This is a genomic window from Streptomyces sp. ISL-66, assembly GCF_018614135.1.
In the GTDB taxonomy this organism is placed as follows: Bacteria; Actinomycetota; Actinomycetes; order Streptomycetales; family Streptomycetaceae; genus Streptomyces.
Genome location: NZ_JAGGOW010000065.1, coordinates 57,081 through 77,483 on the forward strand (window position 1 = coordinate 57,081; position 20,403 = coordinate 77,483).

The following is a 20,403-nucleotide window of genomic DNA, read 5'->3' on the forward strand; positions in this document are numbered from 1 at the left end:
CTTCAGGCGCGCGGGTCGGCCCCGGGGCCCTCGATGGCTGCCCTGACGGCCCCGGGAAGACCTTCGGCGGGCTGCTCGAGGGGCGGGAGCTGCGGCAGCGCGTCCCAGGGCACGGCCCGTCCGCGCAGGTCCGCACGCACCTTCTCGGCGAGTTTGCGGGTGTCGCGGCGGTTCATGACCGCGCCGACGGCCGCGCCGACCATGAAGGGCATCAGGTTCGGCAGGTTGCGGAACATCCGCTTCATGATCTGCTGGCGCAGTTCGCGCTTCATCTGACCGCCCAGCGCCGCGTTCAGCGTCGTCGGCTTGGTCAGGTCCACGCCCCGCTCTTGCGTCCACGACGTGAGGTAGGCGAGGCTGCGTTCTTTGAGGCTGCCGGGCGGGCGCAGGCCGTAGACCTCGTGGAGTTCGGCGATGAGCTTCAGCTCGATCGCTGCGACCGCGGTGATCTCGGCGGCGAGTTCCGCCGGCATCGCGGGCGGCACCGGCAGCATGGCGGCCGCACCGATTCCCGCGCCGACGGTGGACGTCGCGTTGGCGGCGCCGACGATCAGTTTGTCGGCGAGCCGGTCGGGCCCGAGGCCCGGGAACTGCGCGCGCAGGGTCGCGAGGTCCCGAACCGGAACGCGCGGGGCGTTCTCGATGACTCGGTCGGTGAGGTAGAGGGCGGCGGCCCTGGCATTTTCGCCGCCCTTGCGCACACCGTTCTTGACGGCTTGCAACCGATGGACCCCGAAGCCGTTCCGGGACCCCTCGCCGGCCTCTGAGGCCGACGGCACCGCCTCGGCGGCGTCGGGGAGCACGGCGGGTACGCCGGGGGCCCCAGGACCCGTTTCCAGGCCTTTGGTTCCCGCCTGCGTCTCCGCCGGATCACCAGCTTTCCGAAAGCGGCGCTTTCGAAATGGTGTCGAGCCAGTCACGGCCGACGCCTCTCAGTCGCAGTCGCGACAGATCGACTGACCGTTCTTCTCGCGTGCCAGCTGGCTGCGGTGGTGCACCAGGAAGCAGTTCGAGCAGGTGAACTCGTCGGCCTGCTTGGGCAGGACCCGGACGGCCAGCTCCTCGTTGGAGAGGTCCGCGCCGGGCAGCTCGAGGCCTTCCGCCGAGTCGATTTCGTCCAGGTCGACGTTCGAGGACGACTTCTCGTTGCGCCGGGCCTTCAGCTCTTCGATGCTGTCGTTGTCTACGTCGTCGTCGGTCTTGCGCGGGGTGTCGTAGTCCGTTGCCATAGTTCGCTCTCCCCCTCTGGGATTTAGCGGGTGTCTCAGCGCAGGTAACGCGCGAGAGGCCGGACTTGTGCCCGACCTGAGGCGGAGATTTTGCCTCACATCAAGGTCTGTTACTCAATCGACACCCAGCCGCACATCAGAAGGAGCGATTGGCTGGGATGACGACCGGGACCGTACACGGTCCGGGGGCCGTCTTGCACAAACGCCACCCCATGTATTTCCCGCCGTTAGGGGGGCCGGAAACCCGGACTTCCCGGGCTTTCCGGCCCCTTCAAGGTCACCGAACGCATATGGCTCGACACTCGACACTGTGATCGATCGCACAAAAGTCACTGCCTTCACCATCCAAGCATTCAGCCGGTAGCGAACATGGGGTGGCCGCCGTCACAAGGGCAGAGTGACGCGCATCACGAGGCCACCGCCCTCGCGCGGCACGGCCTGGATCCTCCCGCCGTGCGCGCGCGCCACGGAGCGCGCGATGGAGAGGCCGAGCCCGACCCCCTTGTCGCTGCCCGTTCGCTCCGTACGCAGCCGCCTGAAGGGCTCGAAGAGGTTGTCCACCTCGTACGCGGGAACCACGGGACCCGTGTTCGATACCGACAGGACCGCCTGACCGTGCACCGCCTCGGTGGTGACCTCCACCCAGCCGCCCTCCGGGACGTTGTAGCGGACGGCGTTCTGCACCAGGTTGAGCGCGATCCGCTCCAGCAGCACGCCGTTGCCCTGGACGACGGCCGGCGCGCGCTCACCGCGGATCTCCACGCCCTTGGCGTGGGCCTCCTCGCGCGCCTGCTCGATGGCGCGCGAGGCCACCTCCGCCAGGTCCACGGGCTTGCGCTCGATGATCTGGTTGTCGCTGCGGGCCAGCAGCAGCAGGCCCTCGACCAGCTGCTCGCTGCGCTCGTTGGTGGCGAGCAGCGTCTTGCCCAGCTGCTGCAGCTCCACCGGAGCCCCCGGATCGGAGAGGTGCACCTCCAGCAGCGTCCGGTTGATGGCCAGCGGCGTTCTCAGCTCGTGCGAGGCATTGGCCACGAACCGCTGCTGGGCCGTGAAGGCCCGCTCCAGCCGGTCCAGCATCTCGTCGAAGGTGTCCGCGAGCTCCTTGAGCTCGTCGTCCGGCCCGTCCAGCTCGATCCGCCGGGTCAGGTCGGAACCGACCACCCGGCGGGCGGTCCGCGTGATCTTGCCGAGCGGCGAGAGCACGCGGCCGGCCATCGCGTAGCCGAAGGCGAAGGCGATGATGCTCAGGCCCATCAGCGCCATCAGCGAACGGCTCAGCAGGTCGTCCAGCGCCTGCTTGCGCTGTTCGAGGACGCACTGGGCGATCGCGGCGTTGAACTGGTCCGTCGTCCGGGCGCCGGAGCCCACGCCGGGGCAGTTCTGGCTGACGATCTGGACGTCTCCCTGCCCGCCTATGATCTTGAACACGGCGTTGCCCTCTTTGAGCGCCTGCGCCGCGAGCAGGTAGATGATCGACAGCAGCAGGATGCCGGCGATCAGGAACATCCCGCCGTACAGCAGCGTGAGCCGTATGCGGATGGTCGGCCGCAGCCAAGGGAAAGGACCCTCGGGCTGGCCGGGGTCCCAGGTCGGTTTCGGTGGCGCCGCTGGTGGCACCGGGGTCGCTGCCATCCGCGTCAGATCCGGTAGCCGGAACCCGGGACGGTCACGATGACCGGCGGCTCGCCCAGCTTGCGCCGCAGCGTCATCACCGTCACGCGCACCACGTTGGTGAACGGGTCGGTGTTCTCGTCCCACGCCTTCTCCAGGAGCTGCTCGGCGGACACGACGGTGCCCTCGCTGCGCATGAGGACCTCCAGCACCGCGAACTCCTTCGGCGCCAGCTGCACCTCCTTGCCCTCGCGGAACACCTCGCGCCGGTTCGGGTCCAGCTTGATCCCGGCACGCTCCAGCACGGGAGGCAGCGCCACGGTGGTACGGCGCCCGAGCGCCCGCACCCGGGCGGTCAGCTCCGTGAACGCGAAGGGCTTGGGCAGGTAGTCGTCCGCGCCGAGTTCCAGGCCCTCGACCCGGTCGCTCACGTCGCCGGACGCCGTCAGCATGAGCACGCGCGTGGGCATGCCGAGCTCGACGATCTTCCGGCAGACGTCGTCACCGTGCACGAGCGGGAGGTCCCGGTCGAGCACGACCACGTCGTAGTCGTTCACTCCGACGCGCTCCAGGGCCGCGGCGCCGTCGTACACGACGTCCACGGCCATCGCCTCCCGCCGCAGTCCGGTGGCAACCGCATCGGCGAGCAGCTGCTCGTCCTCGACGACGAGTACGCGCACGTCGTTTCCTTCCTCAGAGCCCGTCAGGGCAGGCGTGTGTGGTGCGTCGTCCATCCTGCCCCTTTCGGCCGTAAACCGGCTGTAAGACGCCACACGGGGCGTACGCGGGGACGGAAGTGAGGATTCCCTCGCCCTATGAGGTTTCTGAGCGCGGAGCGCCGGGGAGGACGACAGCACACCCCGAACACTCCCCGATGGCGGGCTGCCACGTGCCGCCGACGACCCACGAAGAGGGGGCGAACCCCATGGACGCATTCACCGCGGGACTCCTGCAGCGCATCAGGAGCACGCAGTCGGACCTCAGGCAGGCCCGCGAGTCGGGCGACGACTTCCTCGTGGAAGTGGAACAGGCGGAGCTGGAAGACCTCCAGCGCCTCGCCGCCGAGCACGGAGTTCCCGTCTCCGTCCCCGCCTGCTGACCACCCGGCCGACCGGTCCCCGGTAGGCCCGCACGCACACCCCGGACGCCTCGAACCCCCGACGCCTCGACCCCGGACCCCTCGAACCCCGGCAGCCGCCATCCGGCCGCCGGGGTTCCTTCACGCCCTGTCCCGTGCGTCTCCACGCGTCCCTACGGGCCTGCGGCGGCCGCCTGGTGGCGGCCGGGGCCGCTCAGTCGTGCCAGGCCCCGGCCTCCTCCAGCAGCGGCTGGAGCGAGGCGAAGACCGCCGGTCCGGCGGCCAGGGTCAGCTCCAGCGAGGCGCGCTGCCCGGGCCGGCCGCCGGTGAGGGCTCCCGCCTCCCGCGCGATGAGGTCCCCCGCCGCCAGGTCCCACGGGTTGAGCCCGCGCTCGAAGTGGCCGTCGAGGCGGCCGGCGGCCACGTCGCACAGGTCCAGCGCCGCCGAGCCGCCGCGCCGGATGTCCCGCACGAGCGGGATGATCCGCTGGACCACGTCGGCCTGGTGGGCCCGGCGGGACTGCACGTACGCGAACCCGGTGCTGATCAGCGCCTGGTCCAGCGGCGCCGCGGGGCGGCACGCGAGCCGGGTCGTGCCCATCCACGCACCGCGCCCGAGCACCGCGTGGTACGTCTCCCCGCGCATCGGGGCCGCCACCACGCCGGCCACGGTCTCCCCGAGGTACTCGGCCGCGATGGACACGCCCCAGCTCGGCAGCCCGTAGAGGTAGTTCACGGTGCCGTCCAGCGGGTCGATGACCCAGCGCACGCCGCTCGTCCCGGCGGTGTCGGAGCCCTCCTCGCCGAGCAGCCCGTCCTCGGGCCGCCGCTCGCCGAGGATCCCGGTGATCAGCTTCTCCGCCGCGATGTCCATCTCGGTGACCACGTCGATCGGGCTCGACTTGGTCGCCGCGACGGCCAGATCGGCCGGCCGGCCGTCCCGCAGCAGCGCGCCCGCCCGGGCGGCCGCCTCCAGGGCCACGTCCAGCAGCTCGGTCTTCAGTTCTTCGGAAATCTCGGACATCACAGCCGGCTCCACTCCCTACGCGTACGGACTGTCCACGCCCGCGGCCGCGGGCCGGGGTCCCCGTGCCGGGCAGCAGCCCACGGCACACAGATCATGACTCGCTCCGAGGAGCCCGAGCGCGCAACGCTCCACGGGCTCGCCGCGTTCCGCCGCGGCCCGCTCCAGCACGAGGTCCCGTACGGCCGCCGCGAACCGGGGGTCGGCGCCGACCGTCGCCGACCGGGCGACGGGCAGCCCCAGCTCGGCGGCCTTCGCCGTCGCCTCCGTGTCGAGGTCGTAGAGGACCTCCATGTGGTCCGAGACGAAGCCGATCGGCACCATGACGACCGCCGGGGCGCCCGCCTCGTGCAGGGCCTCCAAGTGGTCGCAGATGTCCGGCTCCAGCCACGGGACGTGCGGGGCGCCGCTGCGCGACTGGTAGACGAGCTCCCAGGGCAGTTCGGTGCCGGTCTCGGCCCGGACCGCGTCGGCGATCACCTTCGCGACGTCCAGGTGCTGCTTGACGTAGGCGCCGCCCCCGCCGTCGCCGGTGTGGTCCGCGGCGGGGCCCGAGGTGTCGGCGGCCACGATCGGGATGGAGTGGGTGGTGAAGGCCAGCCGGGCACCGGAGCGGACCTCGGCGGGCAGCGACTCCAGCGCGGCGAGCACCCCGTCGATCATGGGCTGCACGAAGCCGGGATGGTTGAAGTAGTGGCGCAGCTTGTCGGTCTTGGGCAGCTCGGCCTCGGGCACGCCGTCCCGGGCGAGCAGCGCGAGCGCGTCGGCGAGGTTCTCGCGGTACTGCCGGCAGCCCGAGTACGAGGCGTACGCGCTGGTCGCGAGGACGGCGATGCGGCGGCGGCCGTCGGCGGCCATCTCGCGCATCACGTCGTTCAGGTACGGGGCCCAGTTGCGGTTGCCCCAGTAGACGGGCAGGTCCAGTCCGTGCTCCGCGAAGTCCTTGCGCAGCGCGGCCAGCAGCTCGCGGTTCTGCGCGTTGATGGGGCTGACCCCGCCGAAGCCGAAGTAGTGCTTGCCGACCTCCTTGAGCCGCTCGCGCGGGATGCCCCGCCCTCGCGTGACGTTCTCCAGGAAGGGCACGACGTCTTCGGGCCCCTCGGGGCCGCCGAAGGACAGCAGCAGGAGGGCGTCGTAGGGGGCGGCAGGGCCTTCGGCCGAGCCGGGAGCAGAGGCGCGGAGCTGGTCGGACATGGTTCGAATCCTGCCACCCGCCGACGCCGGCCGGGTAACGGGCCCGGCGCCGCAACTCCCGACGACGAAGGTAAGGTCAGCCTTACTTGCTGTCGGTTCTTCCCCGTGCGGGCGCCTTGCGTGCGGTCGTAACCTGTATGGGCCAATGACGTCCTTTACGGAGGGCAACTTGCCCAGTCCCTACCGCGCGATATTCGCCGCCCCGGGAAGCCGGTCGTTCAGCGCCGCCGGCCTCATAGGCCGGCTCCCCCTGTCGATGGTCGGCGTCGGCATCCTCACGATGATCTCCGAGCTGACCGGCCGGTACTCGCTGGCCGGCGCGCTCACCGCCACCCTCGCGCTCTCCGCCGCCGTCATCGGCCCCCAGGTCTCCCGCCTGGTCGACCAGTACGGCCAGCGGCGCGTGCTGCGCCCCGCGACCCTGCTCGCGCTCCTCGCCGTCTGCGGCCTGCTGCTCTGCGCGGCCAACGACGCCCCCGAGTGGACCCTGTTCCTCTTCTCCGGGCTGGCGGGCTGCGTACCGAGCGTCGGCTCGATGATCCGCGCCCGGTGGACGGCCATCTACCGGGACTCCCCCCGCGACCTGCACACGGCGTACTCCCTGGAGTCCGTCCTCGACGAGGTCTGCTTCATCTTCGGCCCGATCATCGCCATCGGGCTGTCCACCACGTGGTTCCCCGAGGCCGGCCCGCTGGTCGCCGGGGTCTGCCTCCTGGTCGGCGTGTGGTGGCTGACCGCGCAGCGCGCCACCGAACCGACCCCTCACCCGCGCGGCGAGGACACCGACCGGACCTCGGCGCTGCGCGCTCCCGGCCTCCAGGTGCTCATGGCCACCTTCGTGGCCACCGGGGCCATTTTCGGCTCCATCGACGTGGTCACCCTGGCCTTCGCCGAGGAACAGGGCCACAAGGCCGCCGCCAGCTTCATCCTCGCCATCTGGGCGGTCGGTTCCTGCCTCGCGGGCATCGTCTTCGGCCTGCTGCACCTCAAGGGCAAGGCCGAACGCAGATGGGTGCTGGGCATATGTGCGATGGCCGTGAGTATGATCCCCCTCCTACTGGCCGGGAACCTTCCGTTTCTGGCCGTGGCGCTCTTCGTCTCGGGCCTCGCCATCGCTCCCACGATGATCACCACGATGGCCCTGATCGAGGCGCACGTACCACGCGCGAAGCTGACCGAGGGCATGACCTGGATCAGCACCGGCCTCGCGGTCGGAGTCGCGCTCGGGTCCTCCGCGGCCGGCTGGGTCATCGACGCGGCCGGCGCGAAGACCGGGTACGTCGTCTCCATCTCGGCGGGGACCGCCGCGGCGGCGGTCGCGTTCGCGGGTTACCGCCGGCTGACGAGGTCGGCGCAAGGGGAGGAGCGCGTCAGCGATGGCGACGACGGGGACAGCAGGCAAGAGCGGACCACGGACCGCCGCGTGGCATAACTGGGCGGGCAACGTCAGCGCCACGCCCGCGCGCGTGGTGAGCCCGGCCTCGGTCGGGGAGCTCCAGGAGGCGGTCCGCCGGGCCGCCGCGGACGGGCTGAAGGTGAAGGCGGTCGGCACCGGCCACTCCTTCACCGCGGCCGCCGCGACCGACGGGGTGCTCGTGCGCCCGCAGGCGCTGGCCGGGATCCAGGCGATCGACCGGACCGCCGGCACCGTGACCGTGGCGGCGGGCACGGTCCTCAAGGACCTCAACCTGGCCCTCGCCAAGGAAGGCCTGTCGCTCACGAACATGGGCGACATCATGGAACAGACGGTCTCCGGTGCCACCAGCACCGGAACCCACGGCACCGGCCGCGACTCGGCCTCCATCGCGGCCCAGATCCGCGGCCTGGAACTGGTCACCGCGGACGGACGGCTGATGACGTGCTCCGAGAAGGAGAATCCGGAGGTCTTCGCGGCCGCCCGGCTCGGCATCGGCGCGCTCGGCGTGGTCACCTCCATCACCTTCGCCGTGGAGCCGCTCTTCTTCCTGACCGCCCGTGAGGAGCCGATGGCCTTCGACCGGGTGACCGCGGAGTTCGACCAGCACCACGCGGAGAACGAGCATTTCGAGTTCTACTGGTTCCCGCACACCGGCAACTGCAACACCAAGCGGAACAACCGCAGTCTGGGCCCCGCCGCCCCGCCCGGAGCGGTCGGCGCCTGGGTCGAGGACGAGCTGCTGTCCAACGGCCTCTTCCAGGCGGTCAACTCCCTCGGCCGCGCGGTCCCGGCGGCCATCCCCTCCATCGCCCGGATCGCGAGCCGCGCCCTGTCGGCGCGGACCTACACGGACATCCCGTACAAGGTGTTCACCAGCCCGCGCCGGGTCCGGTTCGTGGAGATGGAGTACGCCCTCCCGCGCGAGCGGGTCGTCGAGGCGCTACGGGAGCTGAAGGCCATGGTCGACCGCTCCGACCTGCGGATCAGCTTCCCGGTGGAGGTGCGGACGGCTCCGGCGGACGACATCACCCTGTCGACGGCCTCGGGGCGCGAGAGCGCGTACATCGCGGTGCACATGTACAAGGGCACCCCCTACCAGGCCTACTTCACCGCCGCCGAGCACATCTTCACGGCGCACGGCGGGCGGCCGCACTGGGGCAAGGTGCACACGCGGGACGCGGAGTACTTCGCCCGGGTGTACCCGCGCTTCGGCGAGTTCACCGCGCTCCGGGACCGGCTGGACCCGGACCGGGTGTTCGGCAACGACTACCTGCGGCGGGTACTGGGAGACTGACCCGGATCCGCCTCAAGGGGTCGGCGTCGAGGCCGGGCCGGTACTGCCGCCGCCGCCCGGTGTCGCCTGGCCGGTGCCCGGCGTCGGGGACGTCGGGGGCGTGGGGCTCGGCGTCGGGTCCGGCTTCGGCGGCGTCGGGCTCGGCGACGTGCCGGGGGACGGCGAGGAGTCCGGGTCGGGCGACGGACTCGGGCTCCCCTTCGGGTGCGGGGAACTCGGGGAGCTCCCGGTCTCCGGGCTCTTCCCGCCCGCGCCCGCCCCGCCGGTCCCGCCCCCGGTCCCGCCCTCGGGCGCGGCGGGCCGGTCGTTGCCCGCCTTCCGGGTGCCGCCGGAGAAGACGGTCCCGCCGCCCTTGCTGACGGAGGTGTCGGCGACGGCCTCGTAGGCCCCTATGCCGCCCAGCGCGATGGCGAACGCCAGTGCGGAGGCGATCGCCGTGCGCTTCCGGCCCCGTACGCGACTTCCGTGCACCGTGGCCTCGCCGAACTTTCCGTGCACGGTTGCCTCGCCGAACTCCTCGGAGATCCCGGCCTGCGGGGGCGCGCCCTGGCGCAGCACCATGGTGCCGTCGGGCACCCGCGCCCCGCGGGGCTCCCCGCGCGGCCCCTCCACCTCCACCTGACGGCTCTTCGGGCGGGCGGACTCGCGCAACTGGTCGCCGGTGCGCCGGAAGAAGTGCTGGATGACGGGGCCGCCGGCGGTCGCCACCACGCTCACCACACCGGCGCCGAGGATGGTCCCGTAGACGCCCATCTGCGAGGCGAGCAGGGCCGCCGCGACGGTGGCGAGGGAAGAACCCGCTACCTGAGCCGCACTCAGGTCGAGCTTCTTCTTCTCCTTCTCCTGCTCCGGCCCGTTGTCCGGCAGCGCCTTCTGACCCATCGCCATCCCGTGCGTGTCCCGCCTCTCGCGCTTCGCCTCTTCCTCCAGTTACTGACACCTGAGCGAAACAGATAGTTCCATTTCCGGAGATTCTGTGAAGCAGGACACCCGGAAAGGGGCACACGCCCAGGTCAGTACGGATCCGGCCCCGTTCCGGGGCAGCCCAACTCCCGCCGTCCGAGACAAGTTCGGCGGCGCGGCGGTCCACCCAGGTGGCCCGAATGGAGTACTGTGGCGAGCCCTGGGGCCGTCCTTCCTTACGGATGTCCGGACCCGGGAGAGGGGGCCGGCTGATGGATAAACGGCACTCGAGACCGGTGATGCCGCGGTATTGCACGGGATCCTGCTGCGCACAGTAATCGTTCGGTCACTGTGCGTGCCCAACAGGTAACCGTGCCATAACAGCGATCAAGGGCGCATGCCCGACACGCCGGTTTAACTCGGCAAGGTAGTGGCAGGCTGCACCCGGGCAGGCCACACTCGACTAGCGGAAGCAGCGACGCACGTGACGTCGGCAGGCACCACCCGGGAGGTCCCCATGCCCGAACTGCGTGTCGTGGCCGTCTCAAATGACGGCACACGACTGGTGCTCAAGGCTGCGGACAGCACGGAGTACACGCTTCCGATCGACGAGCGTCTACGGGCTGCCGTGCGCAATGACCGTGCGCGCCTGAACCAGATCGAGATCGAGGTCGAGAGCCACCTCCGCCCCCGTGACATCCAGGCCCGCATACGGGCCGGTGCCTCCGCGGAGGAGGTCGCTCAGCTCGCCGGCATCCCCGTCGACCGGGTACGCCGCTTCGAGGGTCCCGTGCTCGCGGAGCGCGCGTTCATGGCGGAGCGGGCCCGCAAGACCCCCGTGCGCCGGCCCGGCGAGAACACCGGACCCCAGCTCGGCGAGGCCGTGCAGGAGCGGCTGACGCTGCGCGGGGCCGAGAAGGAAACCGTCCAGTGGGACTCCTGGCGCCGCGACGACGGCACATGGGAAGTCCTCCTGGTGTACCGGGTCGCGGGCGAACCGCACTCGGCGAGCTGGACGTACGACCCGCCGCGCCGGCTGGTCGTGGCCGTGGACGACGAAGCCCGCTCCCTGATCGGCGAGTCGGACGACCTGCCGGCGACGCCGGAGCCGAGCTTCCCGTTCGTGCCGAGGATCGCGCGGCTGCCCCGGGACAGGCCGCTGGACCGTGCGCTGGACCGCCAGCTGGAACGCCCGATCGCCCCGCCGCCTCCTCCTTCTGCGGAGTCGGAGGAGGAACGGGACACGCTGACGAGCCTGCTGGAGGCGGTACCGAGCTTCCGCGGCGACCTCGTGGTTCCGGAGCCGGTGGAGGAACCGGAGCCGGAGGAACCGGCGGCGGCCTCGGCGGCCGGGGCGGGGACCGCGTACGCGGACGTCCTGATGCCGCGCACGGTGGCGGGCCACCGCGACCGCCTGACGGGCACCACGGACCGCCAGGCGGAAGCCGACGGCGTCCGCCCCGGCCGGCGCGCGGCGGTCCCGAGCTGGGACGAAATCGTCTTCGGCACCCGCCGCAAAAAGCAGGAGTAACCGCCCCGGGGACTGGCTCCCGGCACGGACCCGCACGGCGGACACGGCGCTGGGCAGATCCAGCCCCGCCGGCGTTTGACGCGCGGGGGTCCGGGGGCTGGCCCCCGGAAGCGGACCCGCACTGCGCGGTGGCAAGGTTCGGCCCCGTCGGTGATTGAGGCGCGGGGGGCCGGGCCGAGGCGGGTGCTTCGGCCCGGCCCCACCGGTATCCGCATTCGCGTCAGCCTCGTTCGGGCCCCACCGCCACCGGGCGGGACGGGTCCGCGGACCACTGGGACCAGCTTCCCGCGTACAGGGCCGCGGGGATGCCCGCCACCGACAGGGCCAGGACCTCGTGGGCTCCCGAGACTCCGGAGCCGCAGTAAACGCCGACCCCGGCGGAGCCGCCCGCGCCCAGGGCCTCGAACCGCGCGCGCAGGACGTCCGGTGCCAGGAAGAGTCCGTCCGGCCCCACGTTCTGCGTGGTCGGCGCCGACACCGCGCCGGGGATGTGGCCCCCGACCGGGTCGATCGGTTCGACCTCGCCCCGATAGCGCTCCCCCGCCCGCGCGTCCAGCAGGACCCCCGACCGGGCCAGCGCGGCCGCTTCGTCCGCGTTCAGCAGTCCGATCGCACCCGGATTTGGCTTGAAATCGCCTTCTCGCGCGGCCACGGTCCCGGCCGATACCGACCCGCCGGCGGCGGTCCACGCGGCCAGCCCCCCGTCCAGTACCCGTACCTGCGCATGACCCGTCCAGCGCAACAGCCACCACGCGCGCGCCGCCGCCCAGCCCTGGCCGCCGTCGTACACGACGACCGGCACGCCCGCCGAGACCCCGGCCCGCCTCATCACCGCTCCGAACTCCTCCGGATCCGGTAGCGGGTGCCGTCCGCCCGACCCCGCGGGACCGGCCAGTTCCGCGTCGAGGTCGACGTAGACGGCCCCCGGCAGGTGACCCGCCTCGTACGCGGGCCGCTGGTTCGGGCCGCCGAGCTGCCAGCGCACGTCCAGCAGGACCGGCGGCCTGGGGCCGGCCAGCTCGGTCTTCAGATCGGCTGCCGAGAGCAGCGGGGAGCTCGGGATCGCGGTCATGCGGGTCATTTTGCTCCCCTCGAGGCATCCCACGTAACAAATCGGACATCGACGGGCCGCACCGATTCGGTCATCTCTCCCGGCTCAAGCGAAACCCGGCCGGGTCGGGGCGCGCCAATCCTCTCGGGGTGCAAGCATCAGCTCCGGGAAGCCCCACGAGCATTTCCACGGAGGAGACGGCTGACATGACCGAGGCATTGGAAGCAACGCGGCGCACGCCCGGCACGCCGTGCTGGTCGAGCCTGATGGTGCACAGCCTCGATACCACGGAGGAGTTCTACGCCGACCTGTTCGGCTGGGAGTACGAGCCCGGCCCCGACCAGCTGGGCCGGTACGTCCGGGCCATGCTCGACGGCCGCGAGGTGGCAGGCATCGGCGAGCTGCCGCCGGACCGCCATCTCCCGGTGGCCTGGACCACGTACATCGCCACGGACGACGCCGACGCCACGGCCGAGGCGATCCGTTCCTGCGGCGGCACGGTCGCGGTGGGACCGCTGGACGCGGGCGCCGCCGGGCGGGTGGCCATCTGCTCGGACCCGCTCGGCGCGATCTTCGGACTCTGGCAGGCCGAGGCCCACCTCGGCACCCGGCGGGCCGGGACCCCGGGCACCCCGGTGTGGAACGAGCTGATCACGCAGGACACCTCGACGGTCGGCAAGTTCTACGAGCACGTCTTCGGCCACGAGGCCCGCCAGCACTCCACCGCCTCCGCCGACTTCGACTACCTCACGCTGCTCCTCCGGGGGCGGCCGGTGGCCGCCGTCCACGGGGTCGGCCGGTCCCTGCCGCACGACCGCGGGCCGCACTGGATGACGTACTTCGAGGTGGAGGACACCGACGCCGCCGCCGACCGCGTCGTGCGGCTCGGCGGCCGGATCGTCCAGCCGCCGCGCGACGGCCTGAGCGGCCGCCTGGCCACGGTCGCGGACCCGGAGGGCGCCGTCTTCACCCTGGTGCACGGCCGGCCCTGACCGCGGGGCCCTCCGGCCGGTCCGCCGCACCGTTCGCGGCGGGCTACCGGGGCCGCGCGGCAGCCTGGGGTACGGCGTCCCGGGGCTCATTGGTCCGGACCGTCGGGCCGGCGATCAGTGCGGCGAGGGCCATGCCGCCGGCGGCCCACCACAGGGTGTCGGTCCAGCCGCTCACCGACACCGGCCCGGTGTGCGTGGAGGCGCCGAGGACCGCGGTGAACAGCAGGCCACCGACGGTTCCGCCCAGCTGCTGGGCCGTGAGGACCGCGGCCGAGGCCGCGCCGGCGTGCCGCGGGGCGATGCCCGCCGTCGCGGTGGCGAGGATCGGCATCAGGGCCATACCGAGGCCGAGGCCGGTGAGGAGCGTGCCGGGCAGCACCTGCGCCGCGTACTCGTCGCCGCCCTCGAGGAGGGCCAGGATCGCCATTCCGACGGCCGTGAGCAGCAGCCCCGCCGCGATCAGGACCCCGGGCGCGGCCCGGTGCGCCAGCCGAGCGGAGACCTGGGTGGCGCCGACGAGGAGCGCTCCGAAGAGGGGGAGGAGGAGCGCACCGGCCGGGGTCGGTGCGTGCCCGAGGACGTACAGCAGGTAGGAGCTCAGGAACGAGAAGAGGACGACGGTGCCGGCGCCGGCCAGGACCATGGCGAGCAGGCAGCCGAGGCGGTCACGGTCCTTGAAGAAGTCCGACGGGAGCATCGGGCCGGACGCCGCGGCCTGCCGCACGAGGAAGGCCGCGAGCAGCGCGGCGCCGGCCACCAGCGGGACCAGGACCAGGGGGACGGCCCAGCCGCGCGTCCCGCCTTCGGCGAGGCCGTAGGCGAGGGCCGCGAGCGCGCCGGAGCCGAGCAGCAGGCCGGGGGCGTCGGGGCGGACACGGGCCGGGCCGTGGTGCTCGCGCGGCAGGGTGAGCGTGAGGACCAGGATGATGGCGGTGATGAGGACGGACGCGAGCGGGCTCACGCGCCAGCTCGTGAACTCGCGGAGCCAGCCGCCCGCGAGCAGCCCGAGGACCGAACTCCCGCCGGCGAAAGCGGCGTAGACCCCGAAGGCCCGGCGGCGTTCCCCGCGGTCGGTGAAGCCCGCGACCACCAGGGCGAGCGCGGACGGGGTCAGCAGCGCGCCGAAGACGCCTTGCAGGATGCGGGCGCAGATCAGCAGGGCGGAGTTCGGGGCCGAGGCGCCGAGCACGGAGGCCGCCGCGAATCCGGCCAGACCGATGATCAATGTCGTTCTGCGCCCCAGGAGGTCGGCGAGGTGCCCGCCGGGCAGCAGCAGGGCCGCGAAGGCTACGGCGTAGACGGTGAACACAGCGCGCACGGCGTCGAAGTCGAGGCCGAGGTCGGCGTGGACGGACGGCGTCGCCAAGTTGAAGACCGTCGCTTCGGAGATCACCAGCAACTGCACCAGGACGGCCACCGCCAAGCCCCGCCAGCGCCGGGCGTGCGGGGCCGGGGAGTCCTGGACCGGCTCCGTGAAGGGACCGGCGGACGGAGCCGGGGGCCAGGCGGCGCCCGGGGGCGGCCCGAATCCCTGTGCCGGGACGAAGGGTTGGAGCCCCGTCGGGGCGTACGCGGGAGGCAGCGGGTAGGACTGCGCGGGCTGGACCCGGGGGTCCGGCTGCGCGGCGGGTGCCGGTGGCGCTGCCGGAGTCGCGGGCGCGTAGTCCAGCAACTGGGCGGCGTGACGGCCGAGTTGGGCCAGCACCGCGCCCGGCAGCCATTCCGGCGCCTGGTCCGTGGCCGTGCGCGCGGCCACCTGCTGGGGGGTGGGCCGCTCGGCCGGGTTCTTGTGCAGGCAGGCGCGGACGAGATCGACCAGCGTCGGCGGTACGCCCGTCAGGTCCGGCTCCTCCTCGGCGACGCGGAAGAGGTGGGCGTTCAGCCCGGTGTCCCCGGCGCCGAAGAGCAGGCGTCCGGTGGCGGCGTAGACGAGGACGGCGCCCAGGCAGAAGACGTCGCTGGCGGGGGTGAGTTCGAGGCCGCGGACCTGTTCCGGAGACATGAAGCCGGCGGAGCCGATGAGCGTGCCGGTGCGGGTGAGCAGGCTGTCCCCGGCGAGGCTCTCCATCGCCCGCGCGATGCCGAAGTCGATGACGCGGGGGCCGTCGACGGTGACGAGGACGTTGGACGGCTTGAGGTCGCGGTGGATGAGACCCGCCTCGTGCACGGCCTGCAGGGCGAGCGCGAGGCGGTTGGCGAGGGTGTGGACCGAGTGCTCGGGCAACGGCCCGAAGTCCTTGGCCACCACCGTGTGCAGATCGGGTCCGGGGATGTACTGGGTCGCCACCCACGGCACGGCGGCCTCGGGATCGGCGTCGAGCACGTCCGCCGTCCAGCTCCCGCCCACCCGGCGCGCTGCGGCCACCTCACGGGCGAAGCGCCTGCGGAACTCGGGGTTCCCCGCGTGATCCGCCTGTACGACCTTGACGGCGACGGTGCGCCCGCCCTCGGAGCGCCCGAGATAGACCAGGCCCATGCCGCCCGCGCCCAGCCGGGCGATGAGGCGGTACGGACCGATGCGGGTCGGGTCTTCGGCATTCAGCTGATCCACGAGGGAAAGATAGTCCAACTATCCAAGCGAAGGGGGCCCTTCACCCGAACGGGTAACGCGAATCAGCTCATCCCGACCCGGGCCGGCCCTCGGGCCGGTATTCCGCCCAGGTCTTGGGCGTCTCTGAAATCCTGACCGCCGTGAGCTCCGGGATCCGCTCCGCCCAGAGGTCGAAGATCCAGACGGCGAGGTTCTCCGCCGAGGGTGAGACCCCCCCATCGACTCATTCAAGTGCCGGTGGTCCAGGGTCTCGTCCATCCACTTCTTGAACGCGTCGAGATCCCGGTAGTCCCGTACGAAGCCCGCCTCCGTGAGCTCCTCCCGGCGGCCGCGGAGCTCGATCACCACCACGTAGTTGTGCCCGTGCATGCGGGCACACGGGTGCCAGCCCGGCAGCCGGTCGAGTACGTGGCTGGCGGAGAAGTGGAACTCCTTGGTGATCGTCAGCATGGCCACCCCAGTCCGCCCGCGAGTGGCGGAACTCCTCCCGGTACGAGTGCTTCGCGCGTCACCGATCGGCCTCGCCGTCTCCCAGGATGGCGCGGTTGAGGGGAACGCCCACCAGGAAGCGCTCCCGCATCGCACCGTCGGTGATCAGGTCGGCCTTGCGCAGGACCACGTCCCGCGCGCGTTCCAGCAGGGCGCGCGCCTCCTCCCCGGAGCCGCGCGCCGCGAGGACGAGCGACGAGTGGTAGAGGACCTCCTCGGTCCGCAGCGCGGGCATGTCCCCGACCTCGTCCAGGATGCGCAGGGCCTCCCGCGCGTGCTCCTCGGCCGCTTCCACGTCGCCCTTGCGCACGAGGATCCGGCTGCGCAGGCAATGCGCGGCGATCTCGCTGCGCACCATGCCGCTGCGCCGCGTCTCGACACAGGTCGCGACCGCCAGCCGTTCCGCCTCGTCGAGCTGCTCCCCGTACGCGCCCGCGTGGTCGAGCAGGACTTCCGCGTAGAGGTTCCGCACGATCGGGACCAGATTGGCCAGCCAGGTCCGCTCGGTCTCCGCCCAGGCCTCGACGATCAGCCGGCGGCTCTCGTCCCGGCCTTGCGAGCGGCGCGTGACCAGGCGCGCGAGAAGCGCGACGTTGTAGGCGTGCCAGGCGCTGTCACCGCCGCGGTCCGCCTCGAAGGCGAGCGCTTCGCGCAGCGCCTCCTCCGCCTTGCCGTGGTCGCCGAGGCCCACGTACACCTGGGCGAGGTAGTTGAGCGCTATGGGCAGCTCCGCCTTCAGCGGTTCGTTCCGCAGCCGCGCGACGCACCGGGTCAGCCTCGTCAGCGCCTCGGTCAGGTGCCCGCTGTCGAAGAGGGTGATGCCGAGCTGCATCTCCCCCAGGTTGCGGGCGTGCTGCAGGACCGGCTCGCCGCTGCCGCCCAGGCGCGGGTCCGAGGCGTACATGCGTTCCGCCTCCCGGAGTTGCGCCAGGCCCTCGGCGAGGTTGCGCTTGGAGACCTGGCGGCCGTATTCGACGCGGGCCACGAAGAGGGCGACCGGGTCCCCGTGCCGCTCGGCCAGCTCCACGGCGGCGGCCAGCTTGGCCAGTGAAGGTACGAGTCCCTGCGTGGCGAGCAGCGTCTTGCCGCGCAGCAGGGTCGCCCGGACGGCCAGTCCGGGCTCCGCGCACCGGGTCGCCGCGGCCTCCGCCTCGGCGGCCAGGTCGTCGATGTCCGGACCGCCCGCGGGCCGGCTCTGCCCTCGCCAGCGCACCTCGGTCAGCGAGAGGAGCAGCTCCACCGCCTGTACGAAACGGCGGTCCCGGCCCTCGGCGCCCGTCGGCAGCTCACGGGTGGCCTTGATCACCTCTTCGCAGTGCCGCTCGGCCTCGGAGAACGACAGCCCGTCCGTGGCCGCGTCGCGGGCGAGCGCGAAGTGGGCGTCGGCCGAGGCCTTGAGACAGGCGGGACCGCCGCGCCTGAGGTGGCGCGCGATCTCGAGCCGCCGCTCCAGGGAGGCGGTCTCCGGTCGCGCCCGGCCCAGTGCCGCCGCGATGCGCGCGTGCCGCGAGCGCATCTGCTCGGCGCTCTGCTGCCCGTAGACCACGCGCCATAGCGCGCGGTGCTCGAAGCGGTAGCAGTCCGCCGATTCCCAGCGCGCCCATCCGGGAGGCGACTCGGGCACGATCAGTCGGTGGTCCCGGGCGATCAGACGCAGCCGTTCCATCACGACGTCGTGTGACAGGCCGGTGACCTCCGCGACCGTTCCCGAGAGGAACACGTCCCCTTGGGCGGCCCCGGTGGCGAGCAGTGCGCGGTCCTGGTCGGTGAGCGTGCGCAACCGCTCCTCCACCACCCGCGCGAGGCTGGGCGGCAGGGCCACGTCGGCCCCGTGGTCGGGGCTCCACTCGTCCAGGCAGAGCGTCACGAAGATGGCATGACCCCCCGTCAGCTCCGCGAGCCGGTGCGAGAGGGCGGAGGGGGCCGCCGGGTGCCGCTGGGCGACGAGTTCGGCGATGGCGTCCTCGGGCAGCCCGCGCATCGTCCTGCGGCGGAGCAGTCCCTCGGTGGACCAGCGGTGCAGCAGCGCCTCCACCTTCGATTCCCGGCCGTCCGCGTACGCCCCGTCGCTGGTGTGGCTGAGCACCAGGGCGAGTTGCTCCTGCGGCAGTTTGCGCAGGAGCTGGTCGAGGACGAACTGGCTGCTCTCGTCGATGTGCTGGACGTCGTCGATCACGAGTACGGTCGGCGGCCCCTGCCGGACCACCTCCAGCAGACCGTCCACGATCCGCAGCGCGGCCGCGTGCCGGAAGGGCAACAGGCTGTCGAAGGGCATGGACCCGGAATCGAGCGAGGCCTCGGTGATCTCCCTGCCCAGGGTGAACACCGCGCCGAGGCCGGGGACGATCGCGGACAGCACCTCCGGCGCGGACCGGACCACTCCCTGTCCGGTGGCGCCGAGCATCCTGCGGAAGACGCCGCGCCGCTTGGGTTCCTGGTCCTCGCCGAGCTTCAGGAGCAGATCGAGCACCGGCCCGTACATCAGGTCCGGTCCGATTCCGGGCTGGCAGGTGGTGGAGACGATCCGGTGCCTCGCGGCACCGGGCGACGCGGCGGTCTCGGCCTCGAACGCCCTCAGCAGTGCGGACTTGCCCATTCCCGACACGCTGTCGAAGGCGAGGGCCCGGCCGCCACGGCCTTCCGAAAGCGCCGTCAGGACCGAGCGCAGTTCCTCCATGTGTTCCACGCGATCGACGAATCCGATCGGCACCACACGTCCCCCCGTCCCATGGCTCGCGCGGAGCTTCCCAGCCCACATCGGCACGCGCTGATCACGGTAGATCATGCGGGCCCGGGCCGCCCGCGGCTCGGCGAAATCGACGCATTCCGAGGAGGTGTACCGCTGACGATGAACGGCCTGACCGTACGGGTCCTCACTCGGATGGCGGGCCGGGCGGGCGGGCCGGTCCCTGCGGGCCTTGACTGGAGGGAGACGAACGATCAGGGAGGCGTGATGGCGGGTGTACGCGGGCGCGGGCTGGCGGCCGGTGTGGGGTTGGTGGTGCTGGTGTCGGCCGCCGCGGGTTGTTCGGACGGGGACGGTCCGTCCGCGGCGGCCTCGGAGGCAGCGTCCGCCGTGGCATCGGCGGGCGCGGTGGTCTCCTCGGCCGCCTCCGAGGCGTCGGACGCGGTCGAATCGGCGGCAGCCGTCGCGAAGGACAAGCTGTCCGAGGTCAAGGACGGCATCGACGCGAAGGACGACGTCACGCTGGGTGCGCCCGCGAAGGACGCGGACGGTCGCACCACGGTGTCGGTCTCGGCCAAGAACACGGAAGGTTCGCCGAAGTCCTTCGCCGTGCAGGTGGACTTCAAGGACGAGGGCGGCAAGCTTCTGGACACCGTGGTGGTGACGGTCTCCGACGTGGCCGCGAACGCGACCGGCGAGGGCACCGCGCGCAGCACCCACACCCTGTCGGGCACGGTCAAGGCGGAGACCGGGAAGGCCCTGCGCTACTGAGCCCGCGCGGCGAAGGATTCACCCGAACGGCTGCGCTCCGATGTCGCTGCGCGCTCCCCCCGCGGACGCTGGGCGGGACGCCGGACCCACGGCGTCCCGCCCGACGAAGGAGCTTCTCGTGGCACAGACAACGACGCCCCCCAGCAGAGCCCCCCGAAGTCAGGACCCCACGGCCGGGCACAGTGCGTGGGCAGCGGGCGGCACGATGTTCGCCGGTGTCCTGATGCTCGTCGAAGGCGTCCTCGGCATCCTGAAGGGGATCGCCGGTATCGCTGAGGACGACGTCTACACGCGCATCGGCGACTACACCTTCAAATTCGACGTCACGGCGTGGGGCTGGATCCACCTCATCGTGGGCATCGTGCTCGCCGTCGTCGGCGCGGGCATCCTCAAGGGTGTGGCATGGGCCCGGATGGCGGGTGTGGCGATCGCCGCGCTGGACATCATCCTCAACTTCATGTGGCTTCCCTACACGCCGATCTGGGCACTCATCTCGATCGCCATCGGCACCTTCGTCATCTGGGCCCTGTGCACGGGCACGAGCAACGGCCGTCCCACCACGGCCTGATCGGAAATCCCCAC

Annotated in this window: 17 protein-coding genes and 1 pseudogene; 7 read left to right on the forward strand and 11 right to left on the reverse strand. The window is 72.1% G+C overall.

Features of this window, described 5'->3' with window-relative positions; translation table 11 throughout:
- Positions 1-2 precede the first annotated feature (2 nt).
- From J7E97_RS13520 to J7E97_RS13535, 4 genes are all read right to left on the reverse strand, one after another.
- Entirely contained in the window at positions 3-920 is a 918-nt protein-coding gene (locus J7E97_RS13520; protein ID WP_215026441.1) for an EcsC family protein, read from the reverse strand.
- A gap of 12 nt (positions 921-932) precedes the next feature.
- A complete protein-coding gene (locus J7E97_RS13525; RefSeq protein ID WP_215026443.1) occupies positions 933-1,229 on the reverse strand; it encodes a DUF4193 domain-containing protein in 297 nt (98 codons plus the stop codon).
- A 384-nt stretch (positions 1,230-1,613) separates the two neighbouring features.
- Positions 1,614-2,861, reverse strand: coding sequence for a HAMP domain-containing sensor histidine kinase (locus J7E97_RS13530; protein ID WP_215026445.1), 1,248 nt, complete (start codon positions 2,859-2,861; stop codon positions 1,614-1,616).
- Positions 2,862-2,866: 5 nt separating this feature from the next.
- Complete coding sequence (locus J7E97_RS13535) at positions 2,867-3,520, reverse strand: response regulator transcription factor (RefSeq protein ID WP_030008767.1); 654 nt, start codon at positions 3,518-3,520, stop codon at positions 2,867-2,869.
- Positions 3,521-3,765: 245 nt separating this feature from the next.
- On the opposite strand from J7E97_RS13535, the gene J7E97_RS13540 reads away from it, so the two are divergent.
- Positions 3,766-3,939, forward strand: a complete 174-nt coding sequence (locus J7E97_RS13540; RefSeq protein WP_215026447.1) for a hypothetical protein — start codon at positions 3,766-3,768, stop codon at positions 3,937-3,939.
- A gap of 193 nt (positions 3,940-4,132) precedes the next feature.
- On the opposite strand, the gene J7E97_RS13545 is transcribed toward J7E97_RS13540, so the two are convergent.
- Together J7E97_RS13545 and J7E97_RS13550 are read right to left on the reverse strand one after the other, a co-directional pair.
- The gene (locus tag J7E97_RS13545) at positions 4,133-4,942 is read right to left on the reverse strand and encodes an inositol monophosphatase family protein (RefSeq protein WP_215026449.1); all 810 of its coding nucleotides are present in this window, start codon (positions 4,940-4,942) and stop codon (positions 4,133-4,135) included.
- An 18-nt stretch (positions 4,943-4,960) separates the two neighbouring features.
- On the reverse strand, positions 4,961-6,136 hold the full coding sequence (locus J7E97_RS13550; protein WP_215026451.1) for a ferrochelatase: 1,176 nt from the start codon (positions 6,134-6,136) through the stop codon (positions 4,961-4,963).
- A 169-nt stretch (positions 6,137-6,305) separates the two neighbouring features.
- Between J7E97_RS13550 and J7E97_RS13555 the strand changes: the two genes are divergently transcribed.
- Positions 6,306-7,568 (forward strand): MFS transporter, encoded by a 1,263-nt coding sequence (locus tag J7E97_RS13555; RefSeq protein WP_215026585.1) that lies wholly within the window; start codon positions 6,306-6,308, stop codon positions 7,566-7,568.
- The gene (locus J7E97_RS13560) at positions 7,513-8,847 is read left to right on the forward strand and encodes a D-arabinono-1,4-lactone oxidase (protein WP_215026453.1); all 1,335 of its coding nucleotides are present in this window, start codon (positions 7,513-7,515) and stop codon (positions 8,845-8,847) included. The genes J7E97_RS13555 and J7E97_RS13560 overlap by 56 nt, the downstream gene beginning before the upstream one ends.
- Before the next feature lie 12 nt (positions 8,848-8,859).
- Here J7E97_RS13560 and J7E97_RS13565 read toward each other — a convergent pair whose 3' ends face one another.
- On the reverse strand, positions 8,860-9,735 hold the full coding sequence (locus J7E97_RS13565; RefSeq protein WP_215026456.1) for a hypothetical protein: 876 nt from the start codon (positions 9,733-9,735) through the stop codon (positions 8,860-8,862).
- A 532-nt stretch (positions 9,736-10,267) separates the two neighbouring features.
- Between J7E97_RS13565 and sepH the strand changes: the two genes are divergently transcribed.
- Entirely contained in the window at positions 10,268-11,281 is a 1,014-nt protein-coding gene (sepH, locus tag J7E97_RS13570; protein ID WP_215026459.1) for a septation protein SepH, read from the forward strand.
- 220 nt (positions 11,282-11,501) lie between these two features.
- Here sepH and J7E97_RS13575 read toward each other — a convergent pair whose 3' ends face one another.
- Positions 11,502-12,353 (reverse strand): sulfurtransferase, encoded by an 852-nt coding sequence (locus J7E97_RS13575; RefSeq protein ID WP_215026461.1) that lies wholly within the window; start codon positions 12,351-12,353, stop codon positions 11,502-11,504.
- Between the two features lie 185 nt (positions 12,354-12,538).
- On the opposite strand from J7E97_RS13575, the gene J7E97_RS13580 reads away from it, so the two are divergent.
- Positions 12,539-13,324 (forward strand): VOC family protein, encoded by a 786-nt coding sequence (locus J7E97_RS13580; protein ID WP_215026464.1) that lies wholly within the window; start codon positions 12,539-12,541, stop codon positions 13,322-13,324.
- 43 nt (positions 13,325-13,367) lie between these two features.
- Here J7E97_RS13580 and J7E97_RS36600 read toward each other — a convergent pair whose 3' ends face one another.
- The 3 genes and pseudogenes from J7E97_RS36600 to J7E97_RS13595 all read right to left on the reverse strand — a co-directional run bounded on the left by J7E97_RS36600 (position 13,368) and on the right by J7E97_RS13595 (position 19,041).
- Entirely contained in the window at positions 13,368-15,875 is a 2,508-nt protein-coding gene (locus J7E97_RS36600; RefSeq protein ID WP_215026466.1) for an MDR family MFS transporter, read from the reverse strand.
- Positions 15,876-15,942: 67 nt separating this feature from the next.
- Positions 15,943-16,325: pseudogene (locus J7E97_RS13590) on the reverse strand (6-pyruvoyl tetrahydropterin synthase family protein).
- 58 nt (positions 16,326-16,383) lie between these two features.
- Complete coding sequence (locus tag J7E97_RS13595) at positions 16,384-19,041, reverse strand: tetratricopeptide repeat protein (RefSeq protein ID WP_251054440.1); 2,658 nt, start codon at positions 19,039-19,041, stop codon at positions 16,384-16,386.
- Between the two features lie 276 nt (positions 19,042-19,317).
- Between J7E97_RS13595 and J7E97_RS13600 the strand changes: the two genes are divergently transcribed.
- Positions 19,318-19,821, forward strand: coding sequence for a hypothetical protein (locus J7E97_RS13600; RefSeq protein ID WP_215026472.1), 504 nt, complete (start codon positions 19,318-19,320; stop codon positions 19,819-19,821).
- A gap of 118 nt (positions 19,822-19,939) precedes the next feature.
- Positions 19,940-20,389: a hypothetical protein gene (locus J7E97_RS13605; protein ID WP_374224150.1), complete on the forward strand. Its 450-nt coding sequence runs from the start codon at positions 19,940-19,942 to the stop codon at positions 20,387-20,389.
- Positions 20,390-20,403: the final 14 nt, after the last annotated feature.